Origin of the sequence: Streptomyces sp. NBC_01381 (assembly GCF_026340305.1) — a bacterium.
In the GTDB taxonomy this organism is placed as follows: Bacteria; Actinomycetota; Actinomycetes; order Streptomycetales; family Streptomycetaceae; genus Streptomyces.
Map to the genome: position 1 here is coordinate 2,771,954 of NZ_JAPEPI010000001.1, position 24,106 is coordinate 2,796,059.

Annotated in this window: 25 protein-coding genes, 1 other RNA gene and 1 pseudogene; 16 read left to right on the top strand and 11 right to left on the bottom strand. The window is 71.3% G+C overall.

Going from position 1 to position 24,106, the window contains the following annotated elements:
• Positions 1-118 precede the first annotated feature (118 nt).
• Positions 119-754 carry a bifunctional 4-hydroxy-2-oxoglutarate aldolase/2-dehydro-3-deoxy-phosphogluconate aldolase gene (gene eda / locus OG453_RS13085; RefSeq protein WP_266867584.1) on the bottom strand — a complete coding sequence of 212 codons (636 nt, stop codon included), beginning with the start codon at positions 752-754 and terminating at the stop codon, positions 119-121.
• Positions 755-972: 218 nt separating this feature from the next.
• Here eda and yaaA point away from each other — a divergent pair, with 218 nt between their 5' ends.
• The 3 genes from yaaA (at position 973) to OG453_RS13100 (ending at position 3,826) form a co-directional block, all read left to right on the top strand.
• Positions 973-1,779: a peroxide stress protein YaaA gene (gene yaaA / locus OG453_RS13090; protein ID WP_266867585.1), complete on the top strand. Its 807-nt coding sequence runs from the start codon at positions 973-975 to the stop codon at positions 1,777-1,779.
• Positions 1,780-1,913: 134 nt separating this feature from the next.
• Positions 1,914-3,356 carry an RNB domain-containing ribonuclease gene (locus tag OG453_RS13095; protein ID WP_266867587.1) on the top strand — a complete coding sequence of 481 codons (1,443 nt, stop codon included), beginning with the start codon at positions 1,914-1,916 and terminating at the stop codon, positions 3,354-3,356.
• Positions 3,357-3,415: 59 nt separating this feature from the next.
• Positions 3,416-3,826, top strand: a complete 411-nt coding sequence (locus OG453_RS13100; protein WP_266867589.1) for a VOC family protein — start codon at positions 3,416-3,418, stop codon at positions 3,824-3,826.
• 111 nt (positions 3,827-3,937) lie between these two features.
• On the opposite strand, the gene OG453_RS13105 is transcribed toward OG453_RS13100, so the two are convergent.
• Both OG453_RS13105 and OG453_RS13110 read right to left on the bottom strand, forming a co-directional pair.
• Complete coding sequence (locus OG453_RS13105; RefSeq protein ID WP_266867590.1) at positions 3,938-4,735, bottom strand: hypothetical protein; 798 nt, start codon at positions 4,733-4,735, stop codon at positions 3,938-3,940.
• The gene (locus OG453_RS13110; protein ID WP_266869842.1) at positions 4,732-5,568 is read right to left on the bottom strand and encodes a MerR family transcriptional regulator; all 837 of its coding nucleotides are present in this window, start codon (positions 5,566-5,568) and stop codon (positions 4,732-4,734) included. Before OG453_RS13110 ends, OG453_RS13105 begins: the two co-directional genes overlap by 4 nt.
• Before the next feature lie 189 nt (positions 5,569-5,757).
• On the opposite strand from OG453_RS13110, the gene OG453_RS13115 reads away from it, so the two are divergent.
• From OG453_RS13115 to OG453_RS13135, 6 genes and pseudogenes are all read left to right on the top strand, one after another.
• Entirely contained in the window at positions 5,758-6,336 is a 579-nt protein-coding gene (locus tag OG453_RS13115; protein ID WP_266867591.1) for a Uma2 family endonuclease, read from the top strand.
• 113 nt (positions 6,337-6,449) lie between these two features.
• A pseudogene (locus OG453_RS45335) lies at positions 6,450-7,283 on the top strand (DMT family transporter); the annotation flags it as partial.
• Between the two features lie 73 nt (positions 7,284-7,356).
• An RNA gene (gene rnpB / locus OG453_RS13120) (RNase P RNA component class A) lies at positions 7,357-7,776 on the top strand.
• Between the two features lie 60 nt (positions 7,777-7,836).
• On the top strand, positions 7,837-8,634 hold the full coding sequence (locus OG453_RS13125) for a thymidylate synthase (RefSeq protein ID WP_266867593.1): 798 nt from the start codon (positions 7,837-7,839) through the stop codon (positions 8,632-8,634).
• Positions 8,635-8,714: 80 nt separating this feature from the next.
• Entirely contained in the window at positions 8,715-9,206 is a 492-nt protein-coding gene (locus tag OG453_RS13130) for a dihydrofolate reductase (protein ID WP_266869843.1), read from the top strand.
• Positions 9,207-9,431: 225 nt separating this feature from the next.
• A complete protein-coding gene (locus OG453_RS13135; RefSeq protein WP_266867595.1) occupies positions 9,432-9,941 on the top strand; it encodes a hypothetical protein in 510 nt (169 codons plus the stop codon).
• A gap of 44 nt (positions 9,942-9,985) precedes the next feature.
• Here the strand turns inward: OG453_RS13135 and OG453_RS13140 are convergent, their stop codons facing one another.
• Positions 9,986-10,792, bottom strand: coding sequence for a hypothetical protein (locus OG453_RS13140; protein ID WP_266867597.1), 807 nt, complete (start codon positions 10,790-10,792; stop codon positions 9,986-9,988).
• 143 nt (positions 10,793-10,935) lie between these two features.
• Here OG453_RS13140 and OG453_RS13145 point away from each other — a divergent pair, with 143 nt between their 5' ends.
• A complete protein-coding gene (locus tag OG453_RS13145; RefSeq protein WP_266867599.1) occupies positions 10,936-11,913 on the top strand; it encodes a phosphotransferase family protein in 978 nt (325 codons plus the stop codon).
• Positions 11,914-11,948: 35 nt separating this feature from the next.
• Here OG453_RS13145 and OG453_RS13150 read toward each other — a convergent pair whose 3' ends face one another.
• Together OG453_RS13150 and OG453_RS13155 are read right to left on the bottom strand one after the other, a co-directional pair.
• Positions 11,949-12,716, bottom strand: a complete 768-nt coding sequence (locus OG453_RS13150; protein WP_266867601.1) for a cyclopropane-fatty-acyl-phospholipid synthase family protein — start codon at positions 12,714-12,716, stop codon at positions 11,949-11,951.
• Positions 12,717-12,861: 145 nt separating this feature from the next.
• Positions 12,862-13,437, bottom strand: coding sequence for a DoxX family protein (locus tag OG453_RS13155; RefSeq protein ID WP_266867603.1), 576 nt, complete (start codon positions 13,435-13,437; stop codon positions 12,862-12,864).
• A gap of 152 nt (positions 13,438-13,589) precedes the next feature.
• On the opposite strand from OG453_RS13155, the gene OG453_RS13160 reads away from it, so the two are divergent.
• On the top strand, positions 13,590-13,913 hold the full coding sequence (locus tag OG453_RS13160; protein WP_266867605.1) for a nuclear transport factor 2 family protein: 324 nt from the start codon (positions 13,590-13,592) through the stop codon (positions 13,911-13,913).
• A 151-nt stretch (positions 13,914-14,064) separates the two neighbouring features.
• Here the strand turns inward: OG453_RS13160 and OG453_RS13165 are convergent, their stop codons facing one another.
• Together OG453_RS13165 and OG453_RS13170 are read right to left on the bottom strand one after the other, a co-directional pair.
• On the bottom strand, positions 14,065-14,532 hold the full coding sequence (locus OG453_RS13165; RefSeq protein WP_266867606.1) for a lamin tail domain-containing protein: 468 nt from the start codon (positions 14,530-14,532) through the stop codon (positions 14,065-14,067).
• A 190-nt stretch (positions 14,533-14,722) separates the two neighbouring features.
• Positions 14,723-15,508 carry an SDR family oxidoreductase gene (locus OG453_RS13170; RefSeq protein WP_266867608.1) on the bottom strand — a complete coding sequence of 262 codons (786 nt, stop codon included), beginning with the start codon at positions 15,506-15,508 and terminating at the stop codon, positions 14,723-14,725.
• Between the two features lie 133 nt (positions 15,509-15,641).
• Here OG453_RS13170 and OG453_RS13175 point away from each other — a divergent pair, with 133 nt between their 5' ends.
• Positions 15,642-17,276: an alkaline phosphatase gene (locus tag OG453_RS13175; protein ID WP_266867610.1), complete on the top strand. Its 1,635-nt coding sequence runs from the start codon at positions 15,642-15,644 to the stop codon at positions 17,274-17,276.
• Positions 17,277-17,300: 24 nt separating this feature from the next.
• On the opposite strand, the gene OG453_RS13180 is transcribed toward OG453_RS13175, so the two are convergent.
• Complete coding sequence (locus tag OG453_RS13180) at positions 17,301-18,305, bottom strand: Gfo/Idh/MocA family protein (protein ID WP_266867612.1); 1,005 nt, start codon at positions 18,303-18,305, stop codon at positions 17,301-17,303.
• Between the two features lie 106 nt (positions 18,306-18,411).
• On the opposite strand from OG453_RS13180, the gene OG453_RS13185 reads away from it, so the two are divergent.
• The 3 genes from OG453_RS13185 (at position 18,412) to OG453_RS13195 (ending at position 22,153) form a co-directional block, all read left to right on the top strand.
• Entirely contained in the window at positions 18,412-19,848 is a 1,437-nt protein-coding gene (locus OG453_RS13185; protein ID WP_266867614.1) for a Bcr/CflA family multidrug efflux MFS transporter, read from the top strand.
• Between the two features lie 59 nt (positions 19,849-19,907).
• A complete protein-coding gene (locus tag OG453_RS13190) occupies positions 19,908-20,972 on the top strand; it encodes a serine hydrolase (protein ID WP_266867616.1) in 1,065 nt (354 codons plus the stop codon).
• Positions 20,973-21,145: 173 nt separating this feature from the next.
• Positions 21,146-22,153: a small ribosomal subunit Rsm22 family protein gene (locus tag OG453_RS13195; protein WP_266867618.1), complete on the top strand. Its 1,008-nt coding sequence runs from the start codon at positions 21,146-21,148 to the stop codon at positions 22,151-22,153.
• Between the two features lie 7 nt (positions 22,154-22,160).
• Here OG453_RS13195 and ddaH read toward each other — a convergent pair whose 3' ends face one another.
• Entirely contained in the window at positions 22,161-22,943 is a 783-nt protein-coding gene (ddaH, locus tag OG453_RS13200) for a dimethylargininase (protein ID WP_266869844.1), read from the bottom strand.
• Between the two features lie 207 nt (positions 22,944-23,150).
• Positions 23,151-23,333, bottom strand: a complete 183-nt coding sequence (locus tag OG453_RS13205; protein WP_266867620.1) for a DUF6243 family protein — start codon at positions 23,331-23,333, stop codon at positions 23,151-23,153.
• A 138-nt stretch (positions 23,334-23,471) separates the two neighbouring features.
• Between OG453_RS13205 and OG453_RS13210 the strand changes: the two genes are divergently transcribed.
• Entirely contained in the window at positions 23,472-24,104 is a 633-nt protein-coding gene (locus OG453_RS13210; RefSeq protein WP_266867622.1) for a TetR/AcrR family transcriptional regulator, read from the top strand.
• Positions 24,105-24,106 lie beyond the last annotated feature (2 nt).

The window sequence follows — 24,106 nt, forward strand, 5'->3', positions numbered from 1 at the left end:
GAACCCCAGCGGACTTCGACGGGACCGCTTCGCGCTGGGCGGGAAGTGCGGTACTAGTCCGCCGGTCCGTCGTGGCTGGTCGCGCAGTTCCCCGCGCCCCTTACGGGGCGCGGCGGTGTCAGCGCAGGGCTGCTGCCTCGCGGGCCAGGGACTCGACCCGGTCCCAGTCCTTCGCCGCCAACGCTTCGGCGGGCAGCATCCAACTGCCGCCCACGCAGCCGACGTTGGGCAGGGCGAGGTAGGAGGGCGCGGAGGCGAGCGAGACGCCTCCGGTCGGGCAGAAACGGGCCTGCGGAAGCGGGCCCCCGAGGGACTTGAGGTAGGCGGTCCCGCCGGCGGCCTCCGCCGGGAAGAACTTCATCTCACGCACCCCGCGCTCGAGCAGCGCGACAACCTCCGAGGTCGTCGAGACCCCCGGCAGGAACGGCACCCCCGACTCCCGCATCGCGCCGAGCAGCGTGTCCGTCCAGCCCGGACTGACCAGGAAGCGGGCCCCGGCGGCCACGGAGTCCGCGACGGCCTGGGCCGAGATGACGGTGCCGGCGCCGACCACGGCGTCCGGGACCTCGGCGGCGACGGCCCGGATCGCGTCGAGCGCGGCGGGCGTCCGCAGCGTCACCTCGATGGCGGGCAGCCCACCCGCGACGAGCGCACGCGCCAGCGGCACGGCGTCGGCGACGTCCTCGACGACGACCACGGGGACGACGGGGGCGAGATCGAGCACGGAGGCGGAGACGGGGTCCGAGGAATTCATGCCCCCATCCTGCCCCGCACCATTCAACATGCGCAAAGCCCATTGCGCACCGCGCAACGGCCCGTTCGTGCACCTCTGCACCGCAGGGCAATCGGGCGGGTGGGCGGGAAAAGGCTCGTGCGTGCACCCCCGCACCGCGGGGCAATCGGGCTCCCCCGGGCCGACTACCCTGGCCCGGGGGCCGCACCCCCCACCCGCATCCCTCCGAAGGAGACCCCGTGCTCGTGCTGCTGCCGCCCTCCGAAGGCAAGGCCCCCTCCGGCCGCGGCGCCCCCCTCAAGCCGGAGTCGCTCTCCCTCCCGGCCCTCGCGGACGCACGCCAGACCGTCCTCGACGAGCTGGTCGACCTCTGCCTCGCCGACGAGGAGAAGGCCCGCGACGTACTCGGCCTGAGCGAGGGCCTGCGCGCCGAGGTCGCCAAGAACACCGAGCTCCGCACGGCCGGCGCGCGTCCCGCGGGAGAGATCTACACCGGCGTGCTGTACGACGCCCTGGGCCTCGCATCGCTCGACGCGGCCGCCAAGCGCCGCGCGGCCCGCTCCCTGCTCGTGTTCTCCGGCCTGTGGGGCGCCGTCGGCATCACCGACCGCATCCCCTCCTACCGCTGCTCGATGGGCGTGAAGCTGCCGGGCATCGGCGCGCTCGGCGCCCACTGGCGTACGCCGATGGCCTCGGCGCTGCCCGATGCGGCGGGCGACGGGCTCGTACTCGATCTGCGGTCGTCGGCGTACGCGGCAGCGTGGAAGCCGAAGGGCGAGGTCGCCGGGCGGACGGCGACGGTCCGGGTCCTTCACGCGCAGCTCGACCCGGCGACCGGGGCGGAGAAGCGCTCCGTCGTCTCGCACTTCAACAAGGCGACGAAGGGCCGCATCGTCCGCTCCCTCCTGGAGACCGGCGCGCAGCCCAAGAACCCGGCCGAACTGGTCGATGCGCTCCGGGACCTGGGCCACGTCGTGGAGGCCGAGGCCCCCGCGAAGCCGGGCAAGGCATGGGCGCTCGACGTGGTGGTACGAGAGATCCACTGAGGCCGGGGCGGGCCGGTCCTGCTGCTCCGAGCCGTCCTGCTGCTCCGAGCCGTCCTGCTGCTCCGAGCCGTCCCGCTGCTCCGAGCGGCCCGGCGGGACGAGCGCCCGCGGCCCGCCCGGCCTACGCTCGGTCCATGCCCCGCCGCCATCTCCACGTGACCGGCGCAGCCGAGGCTCCGTTGCGGGGCGTGCTGCGTGAACTGCGGACGAAGCTGGGAGTGCCCGAGGAGCTCCCCGCCGATGTGCTCGCGGAGGCGGAGCGCGCCGCCGCCGCGCCACGGCTCCCCGACCACGACGCGACTGACATCCCCTTCTTCACCATCGACCCGCCGGCCTCCGTCGACCTCGACCAGGCGATGCACCTGTCCCGGCGGGAGAGCGGCGGATACCGGGTGCGGTACGCCATCGCCGACGTCGCCGCGTACGTCACGCCCGGCCAGGCGCTCGACGCCGAGGCCCACCGGCGCGTCACGACCCTCTACTTCCCCGACGAGAAGGTGCCGCTGCACCCCACCGCGCTGAGCGAGGGCGCGGCCAGCCTGCTGCCCGGGCAGGACTGCCCGGCCGCGCTCTGGACGATCGACCTCGACGACGAGGGGCGGACCCTCTCGACGGACGTGCGCCGCGCCCTCGTACGCAGCCGCGCCAAGCTCGACTACGACGGGGTGCAGCGGGCGATCGACGACGGCACCGCCGAGGAGCCGCTCGCGCTGCTCGCCGACATCGGGCGGCTGCGCGAGCGCCTCGAGGTCGAGCGCGGCGGCATCTCCCTCAACGTCCCCGAGCAGGAGATCGTCGAGCGGGACGGCGCCTACGAACTCGCCTACCGGGCGCCGCTGCCCGCCGACGGCTGGAACGCCCAGATCTCCCTGCTCACCGGGATGGCGGCGGCAGACCTGATGATCGCGTCGGGCACGGGCATCCTGCGCACCCTGCCCATCGCACCCGACGGCGCGGTCGGCCGCCTCCGTCGCACTGCGAAGGCCCTGCGCATCGACTGGCCGCACCACGTCCCGTACGCCGAACTGGTGCGCTCACTCGATCCGGCCCGGTCCCACCACGCGGCGTTCCTGCAGGAGTGCACGACGCTGCTGAGGGGCGCGGGCTACACCGCGTTCAGCGGCGGCGACGTCCCCGAACTCACCACGCACGCCGCCGTCGCCGCCCCCTACGCCCACTGCACGGCACCGCTGCGCCGCCTCGTCGACCGTTACGCCGCCGAGCTCTGCCTCGCGGCCTGCGCGGGCGCCGGCGTTCCGGAGTGGGTGCTCGCCGCGCTGCCCGAGCTGCCCAAGGAGATGGCGGACGGCACGCGGCGCGGCAACACCGTGGAGCGCGCCTGTGTGGACATCGTCGAGGCGGCGCTGCTCAAGGAGCGGGTCGGCGAGATCTTCGACGCGGTGGTGGTGGACGTGAAGGAGGACGAACCGGCCGCCGGCACCGTCCAGTTGACGGAACCGGCGATCGTCGCCCCGATCGAGGGCGGCACGGGGGAGCTGCCGCTGGGGGAGCGCCTGCGGGTCCGCCTTACGCAGGCGGACCCCGGGGTGGCGGAGGTGCGGTTCGCGCCCGCGTGAGGGCGAAGCCCCCAGGAACTGTCTCGAATTCGGGTGTGAGCTTGTGGCAAGATCGCGGGATGCTGCGACTCACCGATTTCATTATCGACTGCCCGGACACGATGAAGCTGGCGGCTTTCTACTCCGAGGTGACGGGCCGTCCGATCAAGGAAGGCAGCTCCGAGGAATGGGCCGGCATCCAGTTCGGTGAGATCGAGCTGGCATTCATCCGGGTGGACGACTACCGCGCTCCGCAGTGGCCCGACAGCGAGCACCCCAAGCAGTTCCACCTCGACTTCGAAGTGGACGAGATCGACTCCGAGCAGCGCCGCGTCCTCGACCTCGGCGCGACGCTGAGGCAGGACTTCATCGGCTCCGACGGCTACGGCTGGCAGGTCTACACCGACCCGATCGGCCACCCCTTCTGCCTGTGCCGCAACAAGGGCGTCATCTGGACCGACCAGGGCCCGGTCTGGCCCAAGCGCGACTAAGCGGCTTGCCTTGCCGATGGCGTCGGTGCGCCTTGGCCGTGTGCGCCGAGACGTTGTCCAGCACCACGGTGCACGGCCGCGAGCGCCAGGCGCCGACTTCACCCGAGCCGCTTAGTCGGTGTCCGCCGTCTCGCGGGTCGCCGCCTTGAGCGCGGCCAGCAGCCCCGCCGGATCGTCGGCGTGCAGCCGCACCGTCGTCACCGGGCGGCGCTTCCCGAGGAACCCGACGGCCGTGACGGGCTCCGTCAGCTCCAGGGTGAGGGAGGTCTGGGAGGCGACCGCCAGGTCGAGCACGCCGTCGGCGGGCTCGTGCGCGTAGCGCCGCTCACCGCGTACGGCGGCGATCCGGTCCAGCGGTATGAGCAGGTCGCAGTGGGCGCCCTTGCGTACGCGGAAGGCGTCGGCGGACAGCACGTGCGGCCGGGTCACGGACGCCGCCTGCACGCCGAGCATCAGGACGACGGTGTAGACGTCGACGAAGAGCGTGACCTCGTGGAGCACCGGCACATTCCGCAGCAGCACGGCAAGCCCGGCGGTCTCCACGACACACACGAAGATGAAGCCGTACATGAGCGCCGCCTGATCGCGCGCGTGCCCGAACGCCGTATCGCCCCGCCGCACCCCGTGCCGCCGCCGCGTCACCCACAGGAAGAGGCTGACCAGGGCCTTCAGTTCATGCCCGACGATCCGCCGCACGGGCTCGGGCGCGACGTCCCGGACCGCCTCCGCCCCGCCCCGCCGGTACAGGACCGCGAGCCCCGCACCCGCGACCACGAGCAGCGTCAGCGCGACGGCCTCGGCACCGACGAGCACGGCGGCGGGAAGCGCCGCACCCGCCAACAGGAGGGTGACAAAGGCGAGTTCAAGGGGCACGGACATCCAGAACAGGCCCCGCAGGAGCCGCGTCATCGCGCACCCCGCTCGGCGAGCAGCCGCATGGCGCGGCGCACGGCCGCCGCCTGCGCGGGGGCGAAGTCGGCGAAGAAGGCTTCGAGGAAGGCGGAGTTGACGGCATCGGACTCGCGCGCCCCTCCTTCTGCTTCCGCTGCGAACGCCGCAAGCTGCTCCCGCCCCAGCTCCTCGGCGAGCGTGTCCGGCAGACAGTCGGCGAGCGCCCGCGCAGTCTCATCCACACGCGGATCGCCGGGCTCGACGTCCGCGAGGTCTTCAAGGCGGGCGTACACGTCGTACGCGGCCTCCACCGCTTCCGGCCCCTGGAGCACCGGACGCAGCGCCGCGAGCAGCCGGTCCCGGTCCTGCGCGGGCGCGGCGGTCTCGATCAGGGCGAGCAGCTCCCGGTCCCTCGCGGCCATCGCGGAGCCGGGGTGGCCCTCGCGATGGCCGGCCGCGAGGCCCATCTCGCCGAAGAATTCGGCCAGTTCGGGCGAGACGGGACCATCGGCGGGCAGCCGTCCGCCGTTCGTGTCGGCGAGCAGCTCCCGCAGCCGCTCCCTGCGCCCCCTGATCGCGGCCTCCTGCCGGGCGAGGTCCTCGTCCAGCTCGGCGAGCACCTCGGCGAGCTCGCGCCCCGCGTCGTCCGCGAGCACGTCCCGCACCTCGGCGAGCCCGAGCCCCAGCTCGGTCAGCCGCCGGATCCGGGCGAGCACGACGGCATGCCGCAAGGTGTACTCCCGGTACCCGTTGGGCCGCCGCTCGGGCTCGGGAAGCAGCCCGAGATGGTGATAGTGCCTGATGGCCCGCGTGGTGACACCCACGACGCCGGCGAGCTCGCCGATCCGCATTCCGCTCATGGGGCCAGTAGAAACGTTGACGCTGCGGCAAGGTCAAGCGGACACGGGGCGAGACCCGTCGGGCGGGCGAACCCTGCGGCCGCGTGATCCTGCGCCACGATCGAGGGAACAACTCCCGATCTCATGGACGGCGGATCACCGATGTCCCAGTCTGGCGAGCGACCGAGGAAGGGGCGTGACATGACTGCCATGGCACACGAGTCGCTCACGCGGGCGGAGGTCCTGCTGGAGGGCTTCCTGGCCCTGGACACCCCGGAGGGTTTCCGGGCGGAACTGATCGAGGGGGACATTGTCGTCACGCCGCCGCCGGACGGGGACCACGAGCACTGCATCAGCGTGGCCGTGAGCCAGATGTACAGGCGTTCCCGGACCGACATGCAGTTCTCCGCGAACAAGGGGCTGAAGCTGAAGAGCGTGGAGGCCTGCCCGCAGAACCACGCGATCCCGGACGGTACCTTCGTCCCCATGGAGCTGCGGCTCTTCAAGGGCGCAGAGCCCTGGATGCCCGGCGACGGCGTAACCATGGTCCTTGAGGTCACCTCCACCAAGCCACAGCGGGACCGGGAAGCCAAGCGGCGCTGCTACGCCCGCGGCGGCATCCCGCTCTACCTGCTCATCGACCGTGACGAATCGTCGGTGACGCTGTTCAGCGAGGCCGAAGGGGACGACTACCGGCAGCACTGCACGCTCCCCTTCGGCAAAGCGGTCGCGCTCCCCGAACCATTCGGCTTCGAGCTGGAGACCTCGGAGTTCCACTGACCATCCCTGCCCCCCCCCGGCCACCCCGGCGGCGTACCGCAGAAGCGTCCAGCCATCCGCACAGTGCAACAACGTTCTAGACGTCCGCCATTGAACAACCCGAGACTGCCCGCATGACTGCACGCGGCTGGTTCCTCTTCTCCCTGATGGGTGTCCTCTGGGGCATCCCGTACCTGATGATCAAAGTGGCCGTCGAAGAGCTCTCGCCGTCGATGGTGGTCTTCGCCCGCTGCGCTCTCGGCGCCGCGCTGCTCCTGCCGTTCGCCGTACGACAAGGGGGACTGCCCCGTGTCGTACGCGCCCACTGGAAGCCCATGCTGGCCTTCGCCTGCACCGAGATCCTGGGCCCCTGGTGGACCCTCACCGACGCCGAGCGCCGCCTCTCCAGCTCCACGGCGGGCCTGCTGATCGCCGCGGTCCCGATCATCGGCGCGGTCCTTGCCCGCTTCTTCGGCGGCGGCGACACGGAACGCCTGGGCGCCCGCCGCCTCACGGGCCTGGGCCTGGGCCTGGGCGGAGTCGCCGTCCTGACCGTCCCCCAACTCACCGGCGGTGACGCCTGGTCCCTGACGGAGGTCCTGCTCACGGCACTGGGCTATGCCATCGCCCCGCTGATCGTGGCCCGCCACCTCAAGGCGGTCCCCACCCTCCAGTTGATCGCCCCCTGCCTGACCCTGGCGGCGCTCGTCTACGCCGTACCGGCCTGGGCCAGCCGGCCGTCCGTCGCCCCGAGCCCGCAGACCCTGGCCTCCCTCGTGGGCCTGGGCGTCATCTGCACCGCTCTTGCCTTCGTGGTCTTCCTCGAACTCATCCGCGAGGCGGGCCCGACGCGGGCGGTGGTCTTCACCTACGTGAACCCGGCGGTGGCGGTGGCGGCAGGCGTGGCCTTCCTCTCCGAACCCTTCACGGCGGGCATCGCGGCGTCGTTCGCACTGATCCTGGCGGGCTCGTTCCTGGCTACGGCGGGGTCCGCGGGACGGAGCTCCGGCACACGCCGGGTAGCATGGTCGCTACGGCAGACGAGCCGGGCGGACGGCCGCGTGAAGCTCCCCTCACCAGGGGCTCTTCCCGAGGAACGTCCGGGCTCCACAGGGCAAGGTGGTGGCTAACGGCCACCCGGGGTGACCCGCGGGACAGTGCCACAGAAAACAGACCGCCGGAGGCTTCGGCCTCCGGTAAGGGTGAAACGGTGGTGTAAGAGACCACCAGCGCCTGAGGTGACTCAGGCGGCTAGGTAAACCCCACCTGGAGCAAGGTCAAAAGGAAACGCCGCTTTGCAAAAAGGGGCGGTTCTGCGCGGACGTTCGAGGGCTGCCCGCCCGAGTCCGCGGGTAGACCGCACGAGGCCCGCAGCAATGCGGGCCCTAGATGGATGGCCGTCTCCCCGGCCGCCGCGAGGCGCCCGGGCGACAGAACCCGGCGTACAGCCCGACTCGTCTGCCCCTACGGCGTACGCCTTCCGCAAGAACCGCCACGACCTGGCCAGTAGACTCCACGGCTGTGGCGGACACCCAGTACGAAGACCTGTTGAGGCTGGCACTCACCTCCGGGACAGCCAAGGCCGACCGGACGGGCACCGGCACCCGCAGTATTTTCGGGCACCAACTGCGCTATGACCTCTCGCAGGGGTTCCCGCTGGTCACCACCAAGAAGGTGCATCTCAAGTCCATCGTCTACGAGCTGCTGTGGTTCCTGCGCGGCGACTCGAACGTCGACTGGCTGCACGAGCACGGCGTCACCATCTGGGACGAGTGGGCCGATGCGAACGGCGAGCTCGGCCCGGTCTACGGCGTGCAGTGGCGCTCCTGGCCCACCCCGGACGGCAGGCACATCGACCAGATCAGCGAGGTCCTCGACACGCTGCGCCGCGACCCGGACTCCCGGCGGATGATCGTCTCCGCCTGGAACGTCGGCGAGCTGGCCAAGATGGCGCTCGCGCCGTGTCACGCCTTCTTCCAGTTCTACGTCGCCGACGGCAGGCTCTCCTGCCAGCTGTACCAGCGCAGCGCGGACCTGTTCCTCGGCGTCCCGTTCAACATCGCCAGCTACGCCCTGCTCACGCACATGGTGGCGCAGCAGGTCGGCCTCGAGCCGGGCAGCTTCATCTGGACCGGTGGCGACTGCCACATCTATGACAACCACGTCGAGCAGGTGACCGAGCAGCTCTCGCGCACCCCGTTCGAGTTCCCCGAGTTGCGTCTGCGCCGAGCCGACTCGCTTTTCGACTACGCCTATTCCGATGTGGAAGTGCTCGGCTACCGGCACCACCCGGCCATCAAAGCCCCGGTGGCGGTGTGAATGTGAACCTGGACGTGGACGTGGACGTGGACGTGGACGTGGACGTGGACGTGGACGTGGACGTGGACGTCGGCGTCGGGATGATCTGGGCGCAGAACCCTGATGGCGTGATCGGCGCGGGCAACGCGATTCCGTGGCGAGTGCCTGAGGACATGGCGCATTTCAAGGCGACCACCCTCGGTCATCCAGTGGTGATGGGGCGCAAGACATGGGATTCGCTGCCTCCGAGGTTCCGTCCGCTGGACGGCAGGCGCAACATCGTGGTGACTCGCGACCCACAGTGGGTGGGCGAAGGCGCGGAGCCTGCCGGGTCCATCTCCGAGGCGCTGGAACTCGCAGGCGAGCCGCTGGAGTCGGCCGCCCCTACGGCGACGTGGGTCATCGGCGGCGGTGAGATTTATCGTGCAGCCTTGGAGTACGCCACGATGCTCTGGGTGACTGAAGTCGACTCGACGGTGGACGGCGACAGCTACGCCCCGACACTGGGCCCGACGTGGAAAGTCGTCGAGGACAAAGGCTGGCAGTCCTCGACGTCCGGGCTGCGTTACCGCATCCGCGCATACTCCCGGTGACAGTCGAAACAGTCGACAGTCGATGCACCAGGCCCTGATCCAGAACGGCCCCCCTCGCCCCGCCGCGCGGCTGAATTTGGCCGTAGCATGTCAAGAATCATGAAGGCGTGCCTTGCCTCCTCAAGGGGCCCGTGCCTCAATGGGCAGCGGTCGAGATGCTGACGGTGTGTCATATCTCGTACTCATCACCCCCCCCGCATTCCCCCCACCTGAAGGCAGGACCCCATGAGGCATGGCAGCAGCATGTTCCGCAGGCAGCACGGCAGATTCGGTGTCGGCAGGCTCGGCGCCGGGTCGGCGTTAGGGGTCGGGCTTGTTGCCGTCGGTGCGATGGTGATGGCTCCGGCCGCCACCGCCGTGACGCCGGACACCGCGACCATCTCGTTCGACTGTGGTTCCTACGGCTCCGGCACGGCGACGCTCAAGGCCACCCAGGACGGCACGGCCGCGACCATCAGCGTGTCCACGTCCGCGATCACCGCGCCCATCGACATCGCGGCCAACTCCGTCGAGTCGACGCTCTCGCTCACCAAGAACGGGTCGGACACGGCTACCTTCACCGGTAAGTCCAACCCGGCCATACCTGCCGGCGGTGAAGTCTCCACCGGGCCGCTCAATGGGACCGTCGCCATCGGCGACAGTCTTGAGGGCAAGTCGCTGCAGGTCGTGGTCCTCGGGATCAGCGTGACCTGCAATGCCACATCGGCGCAGGCACCCGGGCCATTCGTCTTCTGATTCTGAACAGGCGCGCAACGGGGCGGTGCGGATCGCGGTGCGGATCAGGGCCGGGCCGCGCCGTCCCCTTCGGCTGTCGCCAGTCGGCGCCAGTACTGGTTCTTGTCGTTGTCGCGTACGACGTAGCCCAGGTCCTGCAGGCTCTCGACGATGTCCCGTGCGTCCTCGGCCGACTTGCGCTTCAGTGCCGCCTTCCGCGCCGCAAGGAGCGCGTGGGCCTCCGCGGGCAGGGCGGGGACCCCGGGGATCCAGCGGTGGAACAGGGGTGCGTGCGGGTCGGACTCCCGCCAGGGGTAGCCGTGCGTGCGGAAGGCCTTGGCCAGGGTCGATGGCGATGCCGTGCGGGGGCCGCGTGCGAACTGGCGTGATGTGCCGTCGAGGATCACCAGGTCCTTGCCGTCCAGGAACACCGCCGAGACCTCGGCACGTGCGATCGTGCGGGTCAGGTCGTTCCGGTCGGTCTCCAGGTGGTCGTCGGTCAGCTTCAGTTTCAGTGCTTCGGTGAGTTCCGTGAGGGCGATGAGGAGGCCCGCCACCAGGCCTGCCGCCAGGCCCACCGCCATCGCGATGCCCGTCTGCCACGGCGTGTCCAGCGAGCCGACGAACGTGATGCCGTCCCGCCAGGGCAGCACCGGCGCCTTGGCCAGCCGGCGGGCGAGCGGCGGCAGGGCGGCGCCGAGCAGCAGGCCGAGGACGGGCATGCCGATCAGTACGACGAGCAGGTCGCCCCGCGGGTAACCCAGCACCGTCGTCCGGTCCTTGACGAGGGGGAGAGGGTGGGGGAGAGAGCTGGGGTGGTGGCTCATGGCCTTCTCGCCGGGCGTTCCGTGCGCTGCCTCTTTGCGGGTCATGTTCACGACGCTAGGGGCGTCGGAGCCGCCGTGGCTGCGGCCTAAAGTCGATGGGCCTCAGACTTCGGTCTGTATTCCATGCTCCATATTCCATATGCCATATTGCGTTGCCGTGCCACCGGCCGCCCTCTACCGTCCCGATCATGCTGCCCACCGTGGAAACCGACGAGCAATGGGACGCCGTCGTCCCCGACGAAGCCCTCATGCGGCCCGGCGTCGAGGACCTCTGCCGCAGGCTCGGGCTCGCGGGGGCGCCGCTGGTGCGGTTCCCTGCGGGGTCGCAGCCCGTGTACGCGGTCGGGGGCGAGCTCGTGCTCAAGCTCTTTCCCGGTGCGGCGGCGGCCGACGGCCTCGTCGAGGAGCGGGTGTTGAGCCATCTCGACGGGCGCCTTCCGGTCCGTACGCCACGGGTGCACGCGGCAGGCGCGTACGAGAACGGATGGCGGTACGTCCTGATGTCCCGGCTGCCCGGCGAGGAACTCGTCGCCGCCTGGCCGCGCATCCCGCGAGGGGGACGCGAACACCTCGTCGAGGAAGCCGGTGCTGTGCTCGCCGCGCTGCACGCCCTGGATCCCGCGCCCCTCGCCGACGTGCTCGGGCCCGGCGAGTCCGACGTGCTCGGACCCGGCGACTGGGGCGCCTTCCTCGGCAGACAGCGGGCCGGGGCCGAGCGGCGGCAGCGGGAGCGCGGGCTGCCGGAGAGCTGGGCCGAGCAGATCCCGGACTTCCTGAACTCCGTTGCCCTGCCCGGCGATCCGCCGCCCGCCCTGCTGCACACCGAGTTCATGCGTCAGCATCTGCTGGTCGAGGCCGACCCCGGTGGCCGGCCCGAACGCCCGCGCCTCAGCGGGCTCTTCGACTTCGAGCCCGCCATGATCGGAGACCGGGCGTACGACTTCGTGGGCGTCGGCCTCTTCGTCACGCGCGCCGAGCCGGGGCTGCTCGGCCGCTTCATGCGGGCCTACGGCCGCACCTTCGACCCCCGTGAACTCCTCGCCCACACCCTGCTGCACGTCTACAGCAATCTGCCCTGGTACCTGCGCGAGCTGCCCGCCCCGCCGGAGCCGACGCTCGAATCGCTCGCGGAGACGTGGTTCGACGCAAGCACCGGAACGGGCTGAGCCACGGGCTGAGTCCGCTTTGCGGGCGGCCCTGCTCAGGCCACCGGCATCAGCGTCAGATAGGCGAGGCCCAGGGCGCTGCGGTAGCCGCGCAGCCAGCTGTTGCGCTGGCGGTCCACCTTCTCGCGGGTCTCGGCGGCAAGGGGGTGGTCGGGGAACGTGGCCAGCCACTCCTCCACGTCCGAGCGGTAGCCGGACTCGAACTCCTCCCACTCCTCCGGGCTCGCGGTCTCCACCCACAGGGGGCGGAAGCCGGCCGCGATCGCCGCGTCCACCAGGTCGCCCAGGCAGAGGTGTTCGCCGACGTGGGCGTCCGGCCACATCGCGGCGAGTTCGTCGGGGGTCGGCGTGCGCTGCCAGAAGCCTTCGCCGAGCACGACGCGGCCGCCGGGGCGGACCAGGCGGCGCAGCTCGCGCAGGGCCTCGGCGGTGTAGTGGGGCGGTTCGGCGGCGCTGAGCGCATGGCTCGCGCCGAGGCACAGGACCACGTCGGCGGGGTCGCGGGTGGTGTCCCGCGCCGACTCCTCGGCGAAGGTGACCCGGCCGGCGAGCCCGCGCTTCTCGGCGTCGGTGCGGGCTCTGGCCAGGTCGTCCCCGTTCAGGTCCACGCCGGTGCCGGTGGCTCCGGGGGCCGCCTCCAGGACGCGCAGCAGCAACTCGCCCCAGCCGCAGCCGATGTCGAGCACGGAGCCGGCTCCCGGCGAGACGCGCTCGACGAGGCGTGCGGCCCGCGCCTCGGAGAGGGGGCCGTGGAAGGTGAGGTGGGTGAGGCGGGGCGGGACGTTCGTGGTGGTGTCGGTCATGGGAGGGGACGGTAATCGGTCAACTCGGCCGGGGGACACCGACTTTCGGTGCGGTGTACGCCGTGTGTCGCGCCGCGCGGTCCGGGGCGCCCTCCTAAAAGTGCCCTTCCCTGAAGGTGCCTCCCAAAGGCGCCTCCCAAGGGCGTCAGTCCGCCACCAGCCCTTCCTCGTTCTCCTCGTTCTCCTTGTTCTCCTCGCCCGTCTGCTCCTCCCGTACGTTCCGCTGCCGCGAGCCCACCGACACGAGCACCCCCACCGCCGTGCCCGCGAGAGCCGCCGGCACCATCCACGCCCGGTTGAAGGAGTGGCCGAGCGCTTCGTCGACCGAGTACGCGCCGGGGCCCGTGATCGCGAGGGTGGCGGAGACCAGGCCCAGGAACGCCGGGTACTCATATCCGCCGCCCATGCTGAAGAAGCCGTTGGGGGCGTGCACGGCGGTCGCTCCCGCCATGGCGCCCGCCGCAGCGGAACCGGCGGCCGGGGTCGCGAGGCCGAGCGCGAGGAGCAGGCCGCCGCCCGCTTCGGAGAGGCCCGCGATCATGGCGTTCGCCTTGCCCGGCTTGTAGCCGATGGACTCCATGAACGCGCCGGTGCCTTCGATGCCGTGGCCGCCGAACCAGCCGAAGAGCTTCTGGGTGCCATGCGCGACGAGTACGCCGCCCGTACCCACACGGAGGAGGAGCTGGCCCAGGTCGCGGCGGTCGAAGCAGGAACTGGTCATGGCGGCGTCTCCTGGGGTGGGGGAGGGGGGCCGGGTACGGCTCCTCCTCCACCGTCCGCCAGACCCGCCCCGCGCACCCGGCCCGATCGGCCGTACGAGTGACCCCGCCGCGTCCGGTGGCGCGCGGGCGCGGCCGGTGTGACCGTGGGGCCATGAGCATTCAGGTAAACCGGCTCGGCGACCCCGCGGTCCGGGCCTTCGTCACCGCGGTGAACGCCAACGACCGGGCCGCCTTCCAGGCCGTCCTCACGCCCGACGCGACCATGTCCGACGACGGTTCCGACCGGGACATCGCCGACTGGACCGAGCGCGAGATCTTCTCCTCCAACGGCCATATGGAGGTGGAGAACGAGTCCGACGGCGGGCGCACGCTGGTCGTCTCGTACCGCAACGACACGTGGGGCGAGATGCGCACGAAGTGGCGGTTCGACGTCGACGGCGGGAAGGTGTCCCGCTTCGAGACGGGCCAGGCCTGAGCCTCGCCCGGAGGCAGGCTGCCAGGCCCGACGTATCGGCAGGGCAACCGTTCCGCGACCCGGTGCCGCCCGCCGCTCCCCGACGGGCGGCACCGGGTCGGCACGGAGCGGCTGCCCTGCCCCCTCCCCCTTCACAGTGGCCTGTGGTGCCTCAGTGGCAGTTCTTGGAGCCGCTGTCGGCCGTCGTCCACGAGCAGGAGTCCTTGAGCGAGCCGCTCGGCTTGATGAGGCGGGCCTTGTCGCTGGTGTTGTTCCAGACGTACGAGCCGCGGCCCCAGTAGCGCACGCCCGAGGCGTTGGTGCCCTTGCCCGTGCGGACCTTGACGGTCTTGCCCGCGCCGATCTTGTAGCTGCCGAAGGTGTACGTGTAGCCGGTGTTGTCCTTCAGCTTGTAGCCCTTGAGCTGGATCGCCGAGCCGGAGTTGTTGTGGATGTTCACCCACTCCGCGTTCAGCGAGGAGTTGGTACGGCTGTCCCGGCCCGGACTGTCGTACTGGATGTAACCGAGGTGAAGTCCGCTCTGGTGGCGCGCGGCCGCGTTCGCCGGGGACACGGCGAGCAGCGAGGCCGACAGCGCGGCGGCGGCGAGGACGGCCGGGACCGCGGAACGTAAGCGCAAGATGTGCTCCGAGTGTGCTCTGAATGTGGAGTTCTCGTGGAGGGCTCGCTGAGCATACTGGGCGTGATGCGCGTAATTGACGCGGAGCGTCCTATTCCTTTTGTGCAGATGTTGGCCGACCGTGAGCGGCGGGTCACGGTCGGCCACTTGGCCGGGGGGTGCGTGCGGTGCGGGCGGTGCGCGCGGTGCGCTAACCCCGCCCGATGAACGGCATGTTCGTCGCGAGCACCGTCGCGAACTGCACATTCGCCTCAAGCGGCAGCTCCGCCATGTGCCGCACCGTCCGTGCCACGTCGGACACGTCCATCACCGGCTCGGGCATCAACTCCCCGTTGGCCTGCAGGATTCCGGACCGCATCCGCTCGGTCATGTCGGTCGCCGCGTTGCCGATGTCGATCTGGCCGCAGGCGATCCGGTAGGGGCGGCCGTCCAGGGAGAGGGACTTCGTCAGGCCGGTCAGCGCGTGCTTCGTCGTCGTGTACGCGATCGAGTGCGGGCGCGGGACCTGCGCCGAGATGGACCCGTTGTTGATGATCCGGCCGCCCTGCGGGTCCTGCTCCTTCATCTGCCGGAACGCCGCCTGCGCGCACAGGAACGCGCCGTTGAGGTTCGTGTCGACGACGTGCCGCCAGGCGGCGTAGGGCAGCTCCTCGACCGGGACGCCGCCGGGGCCGAACGTGCCGGCGTTGTTGAAGAGGAGATCGAGGCGGCCGAAGTTCTCGCGTACGGAGGAGAAGAGCGCGGCCACGTCCTGCGGCTCCGACACGTCGGTACGTACGCACAAGGACGTGCCCAAGGGTGTGGACGTCCCGTCGGGGGCGAGCGCCGCCGTCTCCTCCAGCGTCTCGACGCGGCGCCCCGCGAGCGCCACGGACCATCCCGCGCGCAGCAGTTCGACAGCGACGGCCCTGCCGATCCCGGAGCCCGCGCCGGTCACCACGGCCGTCCTTGTTTCCCCAGTTAGCTCTGCGTTCATGGCCCCGCAGCGTACGGGAGGGGTGTCCACGCGGACCTCATCCGCCCGCCATGTGGCTGTTGTGTACGCGACAGTCGGGCGTCGTCCCCCGCCACTTGCATGCCCCTGACAGCAATCGTCAGGGGAGGGCCACATGACACCCGCAGGCCGGCACCACGCACCCGAACTCCGAGCCGCCGCCCGCCACTTGGGCCGCCGCCGCTTCCTCACCGTCACCGGCGCGGCGGCCGCGCTCGCCTTCGCCACCAACCTGCCGACGGCGGGCGCCGCGAGCGCCGCCGAGCTCGACGCGCGAAAGATCAACAAAGACCCGTTCACCCTCGGCGTCGCATCGGGTGACCCGCTGCCCGGCTCCGTCCTGCTCTGGACCCGCCTCGCCCCGTCCCCGTACGAACCGGGCAGCGGCCTGCCGAACGAGCGCGTCACCGTCCAGTGGGAGCTCGCCCACGACGCCCGCTTCCGCCGGATCGCCAGACGCGGTTCGGTCACCGCGCACCCCGAGTTCAACCACTCCGTGCACGTCGAGGTGGACCACCTCGACGCCGGGCGGACCTACTACTTCCGCTTCAAGGCCGGCCAGTGGATCAGCGACACCGGCCGCACCCGCACCGCGCCCGCCACCGGCAGCAAGGTGAGCGCCCTGACGCTCGCCGCGGTGTCCTGCCAGGCGTACCACGACGGCTACTACACCCCGTACAAACACCTGGCGGAGGACGACGTCGACGTCGTCTTCCACCTGGGCGACTACCTCTACGAGTACGCGGTGAACGCGGTCGGCGGCGCCCGCAACTACACCGACCGCACGCTGCCCGCGCTCTATAACCGCGAGACGCAGACCCTCGAGGACTACCGACTGCGGTACGCCCTCTACAAGTCGGACCCCGACCTGCGCGCCGCGCACGCCGCGCACCCCTTCGTCGTCACCTGGGACGACCACGAGACCGAGAACAACTACGCGGGCGACCTCGACGAGAACGGCAACCCGCCCGCCGAGTTCCTCATCCGCCGCGCCGCCGCCTACCGCGCGTACTGGGAGAACCTGCCGCTGCGCAGCCCCCAGAGGCCGAGCGGCCCCGACCTCCAGCTCTACCGCCGCGTCAAGTGGGGGCGGCTCGCCCAGTTCGACATCCTGGACACCCGGCAGTACCGCTCCGACCAGGCGTACGGCGACAAGGCCCACGTCCCCGGACCGGAGACGGACGACCCGGCGCGCACCATCACCGGCGCCACGCAGGAGCGCTGGCTGATCGACGGCTGGCGCCGCTCGCAGGCGCTGTGGAACGTCGTGCCGCAGCAGGTCACCTTCTCCGAGCGGCGGCTCGACCTCAACGCCGAGGCGAAGCTGTCGATGGACGCCTGGGACGGCTACCGCGCGTCGCGGCAGCGGGTCCTCGACGGTGCGAAGTCCACCGGCATCGAGAACCTGATGGTGCTCACCGGTGACGTACACGTCGGGTACGCCTTCGACATCAAGGAGAGCTTCGACGACCAGTCGTCCAGGAACGTCGGTACGGAGATCGTCGCGACGTCCATCGCGAGCGGCAAGGACGGTGCAGAGAAGCCCGCGAACTGGGAGACCTACACCAAGGCCAACCCGCACATGAAGTTCTACAACGGGCGGCGGGGGTACGTGACGGTCGCCCTCGGCACCGAGTCCGCGCGCGCCGACTTCAAGACGGTGTCGGCGGTGACGACGCCGGGAGCACCGATCACGACGGCTGCGTCCTTCGTGACGGAGTCGGGCGACCCGGGGCTCAAGCCCGCGTAGTCGGACGGCAGTTGCGGGGTGCGCTCACTCGCCCGGGTAGCGCACCCCGATCCGCTCCCGTACCGCGTCCAGGGTCCGCATCACCGCGAGGGTGCCGTCGAGGGGGACGAGGGGGGACTCGGTGTCGCCGGCGCGCAGGCGGTGCATGACCTCGGCGGCCTCGTGCCGGAGGCTGTCGCGGGGGCCGTCGTCGGGGGCGGCGGTGAACTCCTCGGGGGCGCGGCCGTCGCGGTGCAGCACGAAGCGGTCCGGGAAGAAGAAGCCGTACGGGATGTCGATGCGGCCCCGCGAGCCCGTGACGGAGGCGGTGACGGGGGTGCCCGCGTTGATGGAGCAGTGCAACACGGCGTGAGCACCGCTCTCCCACGAGAGCAGCATTCCCGTCTGGAGATCAACGCCCTCATCCGAGAGCGCTGCTCTCGCACTCACCCCCGACGGCTCCCCGAGCAGCAGCTGCGCGAACGACACCGGGTACACCCCGAGATCGAGCAGCGCGCCACCGCCCTGTGCCGGATCCCGAAGGCGGTGCGCCGGAGGGAAGGGGCCCGCGAGCCCGAAGTCGGCCTGCACGGTGCGCACTTCACCGATCGCCCCGTCGTCGATGAGCGCCTTCAGTCGCCTGACCAGCGGATGGCAGTACATCCACATGGCCTCCATCAGGAACAGGCCGCGCCGCCTGGCCAGCGTCACCAGCTCCCGAGCCTCCCGCGCGTTCAGCGCGAACGCCTTCTCGCAGAGCACCGCACGGCCGGCCTCCAGACAGAGCCCGGCCGCCGCCCGATGCGCCGAGTGCGGTGTCGCGACGTACACGACATCGACGTCCGCGTCTGCGGCGAGCGCGCCCCAGTCGCCGTACGCGCGGGGTATCGCGAACCGTTCGGCGAACGCCTTCGCCGACGCGTCGGTGCGTGAGGCCACCGCCACGACCTCCGCGTCCGGCATGTCGAGCAGATTCGCCGTGAACGACGCGGCGATCCCGCCCGTCGCGAGGATGCCCCAGCGCACGGGCTCACGGTTGTCTTCCACCATTGGGGCCGCCCCTGTCCGTACCGCGCAGTACCGCGGAAATGGTCTCAACCAGCACAGCTGAGCTGAGAGCATAGGTAATCGCACGCCTAATCGGGAGGGAATCCGCATGCCGGAACACGGCAGCCGCACGACGGGAGGGGCCGAGGGGCCGCGCATACGGCAGTCCGGAACGGCAGAGCCGAGCGCCTCCGGCGAGCAGGCCGCAGCGGGAGCCGTCCCGGCTCAGGGCTCCGCCCGATCCGCGCGGGCGGCCGGAGAGCCGAGCGGCTCGTCCCTCGTCGCCGACGCACCCGGCCCGGCGCCCCGCGCACCCGGCCTCACCGCACGGCGCCGCACCAGCCTCCTCGTCACCCTCGCCCTCGGCGGGCTCACCGCGGTGCCGCCGCTCTCCATGGACATGTACCTCCCGGCCCTCCCGGAGGTCACCCGCTCGCTGCACACGCCCGCCGCGACCGCCCAGCTGACGCTCACCGCCTGCCTCGCCGGCATGGCGCTCGGGCAGCTGGCCGTCGGGCCGATGAGCGACAAGTGGGGGCGGCGCAGACCCCTGCTCATCGGCCTGTTCGTCTATATCTTCGCCACCGCGATCTGCGCCTTCGCGCCCACCGTCGAACTCCTCATCGGATTCCGGCTGTTGCAGGGCCTCGCGGGCGCCGCGGGCATCGTCATCGCCCGCGCCATCGTGCGTGATCTCTACGACGGCGTGGAGATGGCCCGGTTCTTCTCCACCCTCATGCTGATCTCCGGGGTCGCCCCGGTCGTGGCGCCCCTCATCGGCGGCCAGGTCCTGCGCCTCACCGACTGGCGCGGCGTCTTCGCCGTGCTCACCGCCGTCGGCATCGCCCTGACGGTCCTCGTCTGGCGGCGGCTCCCCGAGACCCTCGCCCCGGAGAAGCGGCACAGCGGCGGCACCGCCGAAGCCCTGCGCACCATGCGCGGACTGCTCGCCGACCGCGTCTTCACCGGCTACATGATCGCCGGCGGCTTCGCCTTCGCCGCGCTGTTCGCCTACATCTCCGCGTCGCCGTTCGTCATCCAGGAGATCTACGGCGCGTCCCCGCAGACCTTCAGCCTGCTCTTCGGCGTCAACTCCGTCGGCCTGATCGTCGTCGGCCAGATCAACGGCAAGATCCTCGTCGGCCGGGTCAGCCTCGACAAGGCGCTCACCTTCGGCCTCACCGTCATCACCCTCGCCGCGGCCGCGCTGCTCCTGATGACCTCCGGCGTCTTCGGCGACGTCGGCCTGTTCCCCGTCGCCGCCGGGCTCTTCGTCCTGATGTCGGCGATGGGCCTCGCGATGCCCAACACCAACGCGCTCGCCCTGATGCGCACCCCGCACGCCGCGGGCTCGGCCTCCGCGCTGCTCGGCACGTCCTCCTTCCTCATCGGCGCGATCGCCTCACCGCTGGTGGGCATCGCCGGCGAGGCCACGGCCGTCCCGATGGCCCTCGTACAGCTCGTCTGCGCCCTGGCGGCGATCGGCTGCTTCGTGGGACTGTGCCGACCCTGGCAGCGGACTACGCGGGGGGAGGCGGACCACTGACCGCGCCCCGTCTTCTGCGCCCCGGAACACCGGACCGCGCGGGACTCGACACGGATGAGATGACCCATCTCGTACGAGAGGTGCGCGCCCTGACGCGCGGCGAGCGGCCCTGGTGCGCGGGCGCCGTGGTGCTCGCGGGACGCGGCCCGGTGATCGCCGTCGAGGAGGCCGCGGGATACGCGGTGCGCTACAGCGCGTACGACCCGGTGGCCGACGCGGGTGTCGAACTGCCGCCCGAGGAGCGGGTGCCCGCCCGCACCGACACGCCCTTCGACCTGGCCTCGCTGACCAAGCTGTTCACCACCGTCGCCGCCATGCAGCAGCTGGAGCGCGGCAGGCTCGGCATCGACGCACTGGTGTCGGCGTACCTCCCCGAGTTCACGGCGGCCGCCGAGCACCGGATCAGCGTGCGCCAGCTGCTCACCCACACCTCGGGCCTGCGACCCGAACTCCCGCTGTACGCCTGCCCGGACGACCGGGCGCGGCTCGACGCCCTGCGCTCCGAGGCCCCCTCCGCCGAGCCGGGCACGTACCGCTACTCCGACCTGAACACGCTGCTCCTCCAGCACGTCCTTGAGCGCATCACCCGCCGCCCGCTCGACGTCCTCGTACGCGAGGGCATCACCCGGCCGCTCGGCATGGCGGCCACCGGCTTCGGGCCGCGCCCGGACGCGGCCGCCACCGAGGACCAGCGCACCCCCTGGGCCAAGGCCGACCGGGGGATGCTGCGGGGCGATGTGCACGACGAGAACGCCTGGGCGCTGGGCGGCGTCGCGGGCCACGCCGGGCTCTTCTCCACCGTGCGCGACCTCGCGGTGTTCTGCCGCGCGCTGCTGTGCGGCGGCTCCTACGGCACGGCGCGCATTCTCGGCCCGGACTTCGTGGAGTTGATGCTGATGCCGCCGGGGCTCGGCTTCGGCCTCGACCAGGAGTGGTTCATGGGGGAGCTGGCGGGGAGGGGCGCCGCGGGGCACACCGGCTTCACCGGTACGTCACTCGTCCTCGACCCTGCCACGGACACGTTCCTGATCCTGCTGGCGAACACGGTGCACCCCCGGCGGCGGGCGGCCGACAGTGCGCCGCGGGCTCGGGCGGCCACCCGCCTCGCGCGGGCGGCGCGGTGACGCTCCGCTGCGGGGTGCGGTGATTCGCCTGCGGGTGCGTGGGGGCTGGTCGCGCAGTTCCCCGCGCCCCTTCGGGGCCCGGACGTGGCTGGTCGCGCCCGCGCGGCGGAGCCGCACATGTCACGGCCCCGCGCCCCTTCGGGGCGCTCCCTCGCGGCCCGTAGAATCACCGGGTGAACCCCCCGATCTCCCAGGCCTCCCCCGCCGAAGCCCTGCGTGCCGCCCTCGGCGGGCTGCTTGCCGGGCTGCCGCCGAAGCAGGCCGCGCAGGCCGTTGAGCGGCTGATCGCCAGTTATCGGGGGCGTACCCCTACCGACGCCCCGATTCTGCGTGACCGCGCGGATGTCGCCGCGTATGCCGCGTACCGGATGCCCGCGACGTTCGAGGCGGTGCGTTCCGCGCTCGGTGCTCTCGCGGACGCGGCGCCCGAGGGGTGGGTGCCCGGCAGTCATGTGGATGTCGGCGGTGGCACCGGCGCGGCGGTCTGGGCGGCGAGCGCGACGTGGGGCGGTGAGCGGCCGGTGACTGTCCTTGACTGGGCCGAGCCCGCTCTTGCCCTGGGGCGTGAACTGGCGGCCGGGGTCCCGGAGTTGAAGGCGGTGCAGTGGCAGCGCTCTCGTATCGGAGCGGCGCTCAGCATCGAGAGCACTGATCTCGTCACGGTGTCGTACGTACTGAATGAGCTGACCGAGGCCGACCGGCGCTCCCTCGTGGACGCGGCCGCAGCAGCCGCGGCGCAGGCCGTCGTCATCATCGAGCCCGGCACCCCCGACGGCTACGCACGCGTCATCGAGGCCCGCGACCGGCTGATCGCCGCGGGCTTCCGGGTCGCCGCGCCCTGCCCGCACAGCGCCGCCTGCCCGATCGTGCCCGGCGAGGACTGGTGCCACTTCTCGGCGCGCGTCAGCCGCTCCTCCCTGCACCGGCAGGTCAAGGGTGGCTCATTGGCGTACGAGGACGAGAAGTTCAGCTATGTGGCGGCCGTCCGCTTCGACGCGGAGCCCGCGGCCAACCGCGTCGTGCGCAAGCCGCAGATCCGCAAGGGCCAGGTCCTGCTCGACCTGTGCGCGGCGGACGAGACCCTTGGCCGCGAGACGGTGACCAAGCGGCACGGCCCGCTGTACAAGGCGGCCCGCGACGCGGAGTGGGGCGACCCGTGGCCGCCCCACCAGGAGGGGTAGCCGGGAGTCACCCGCGCAGCTCCTGCGTGCAGCACTTCACGCTGCCGCCGCCCTTGAGCAGCTCGGTCAGATCCATGCCGATCGGTTCGTAGCCGCGGGCCCGCAGCGGCTCGAAGAGGCCGACCGCGGCCTGCGGGAGCAGGACGTGCAGGCCGTCCGACACCGCGTTGAGCCCCAGGGCCACCGCGTCCGGTTCCTCCGCGATCAGCGCGTGCGGGAAGAGCCGCCGCAGCACCGCCTGGCTGCCCGGTGAGAACGCCGGCGGGTAGTACATGACGTCGTTCGCCGCGTCGTCCAGGACGGCGAGCGCGGTGTCGAGGTGGTAGTAGCGGGGGTCGACGAGGTCGAGTCCGAGCACCGGGCGGCCGAAGAACTCCTGGGCCTCCCCGTGCGACAGCGGGCTGGCCCGGAAGCCGCGGCCCGCCAGGACGCAGGAGGACGTGACGGCGAAGTCGCCCTCGCCCTCGTTGATGTGCACCGGTTCGTGGAGGTCCGTGAAGCCGTGCTCCCGGAACCACTCCAGGTGGGCCTCGGCCTCGGGTCCGCGCTCCGGGTGGGCGAACCGGGCGCCGAGCACGCGTCCCTCGACGACGGTCGCGCCGTTCGCGGCGAAGACCATGTCCGGCAGGCCGGGGCGCGGGGTGAGCTCTTCGACGGTGTGACCGAGCGAGCGGTAGCGGTCGCGCAGGTCTTCCCACTGCGCGACGGCCAGTGGCACGTCGACGGGTTTGGAGGGGTCCATCCACGGATTGATGGAGTACGTGACCTTGAAGTGTGCCGGTGAGCACATCAGATAGCGCCGGGGTGTGGCGCGACGAGGAAAACGACTCAACGAGGGCTCCTCACGTACCGCGGTGGTCAGTTGTCGCTGCCTTCTGTGGGGCAGGTGCTGACCATGGTGCGGTGTGCGGAGCCCTCGCGCTGTGATCTGAACGGGTGGTTCGACAAGTGGTCACCCGGGGCGGGGGATGGTTAACACGCCATCCACGTCCCGGTCTCATGACCCGTCGTGCGCCGAGCGGCCTTCCTGGAGCTTGCGAAGGAGTTCACGCTTCTGTGCCTGCGGACTGAGCCCGCCGCCGATCTGGCCGTCGCGGCCCGAGCCCCGCAGTGCCTTGCGGGACAGCTTCGAGCGCGTACCGCCGACGCCCAGCATGTTTCCTGCTCCACCTCGTGACATGTGCGTACCTCCGGATCGAGAGTTCCCTTGGCGAGACGTCTCGTCTCGCTTCCTTGGATACTTTGAACGAGACGATGCGTCTTGTCAAGGGTTTTCGAGACGGTACGTCTCGCCTCGTTCGCTGCTACATTCGGAGACATGGCCACGAAATCCGCCCCTGACTCCACGCGCCGCAGCGAGCGCTCGCGCCGCGCCATCTATGACGCCGCCATGGACCTCGTCACCGAGGTCGGCTACGGCAAGCTCACCATCGAGGCGATCGCCGCCCGCGCGGGCGTCGGCAAGCAGACGATCTACCGCTGGTGGCCGTCCAAGGGCGCCGTCCTGCTCGACGCCTTCCTCGACCTCGGCGAACAGGCCACCCGGCAGGCGAGCGACGCGGCGGGCCACGAGACGACCCAGTACGAGATCCCGGACACCGGAGACCTGGAGACCGACCTCAAGAACGTCGTGCGGTCCACCATCGACGAGTTCAAGAACCCCAAGTACGACGCCCCTTGGCGCGCGCTCGCCGCCGAAGGCATGATCAACCCGGAGCTCAGCGCCGAGTACGTGGAGAAGCTCCTTGAGCCCTCGCTCCAGCTCTTCGTGAAGCGCCTGGAGATCGCCAAGGAAGCCGGCCAGGTCGCCCCCCATGTGGACCCGCGCATCGCCCTGGAGCTGTGGAGCGGCCCGCTCGCCCAGCGCTGGCTGCAGCGCACCGGACCGCTCACCCACGAGTACGGCGACAAGCTCGTCGAGTACGCCCTCTACGGCATCGCTCCGCGCTGATC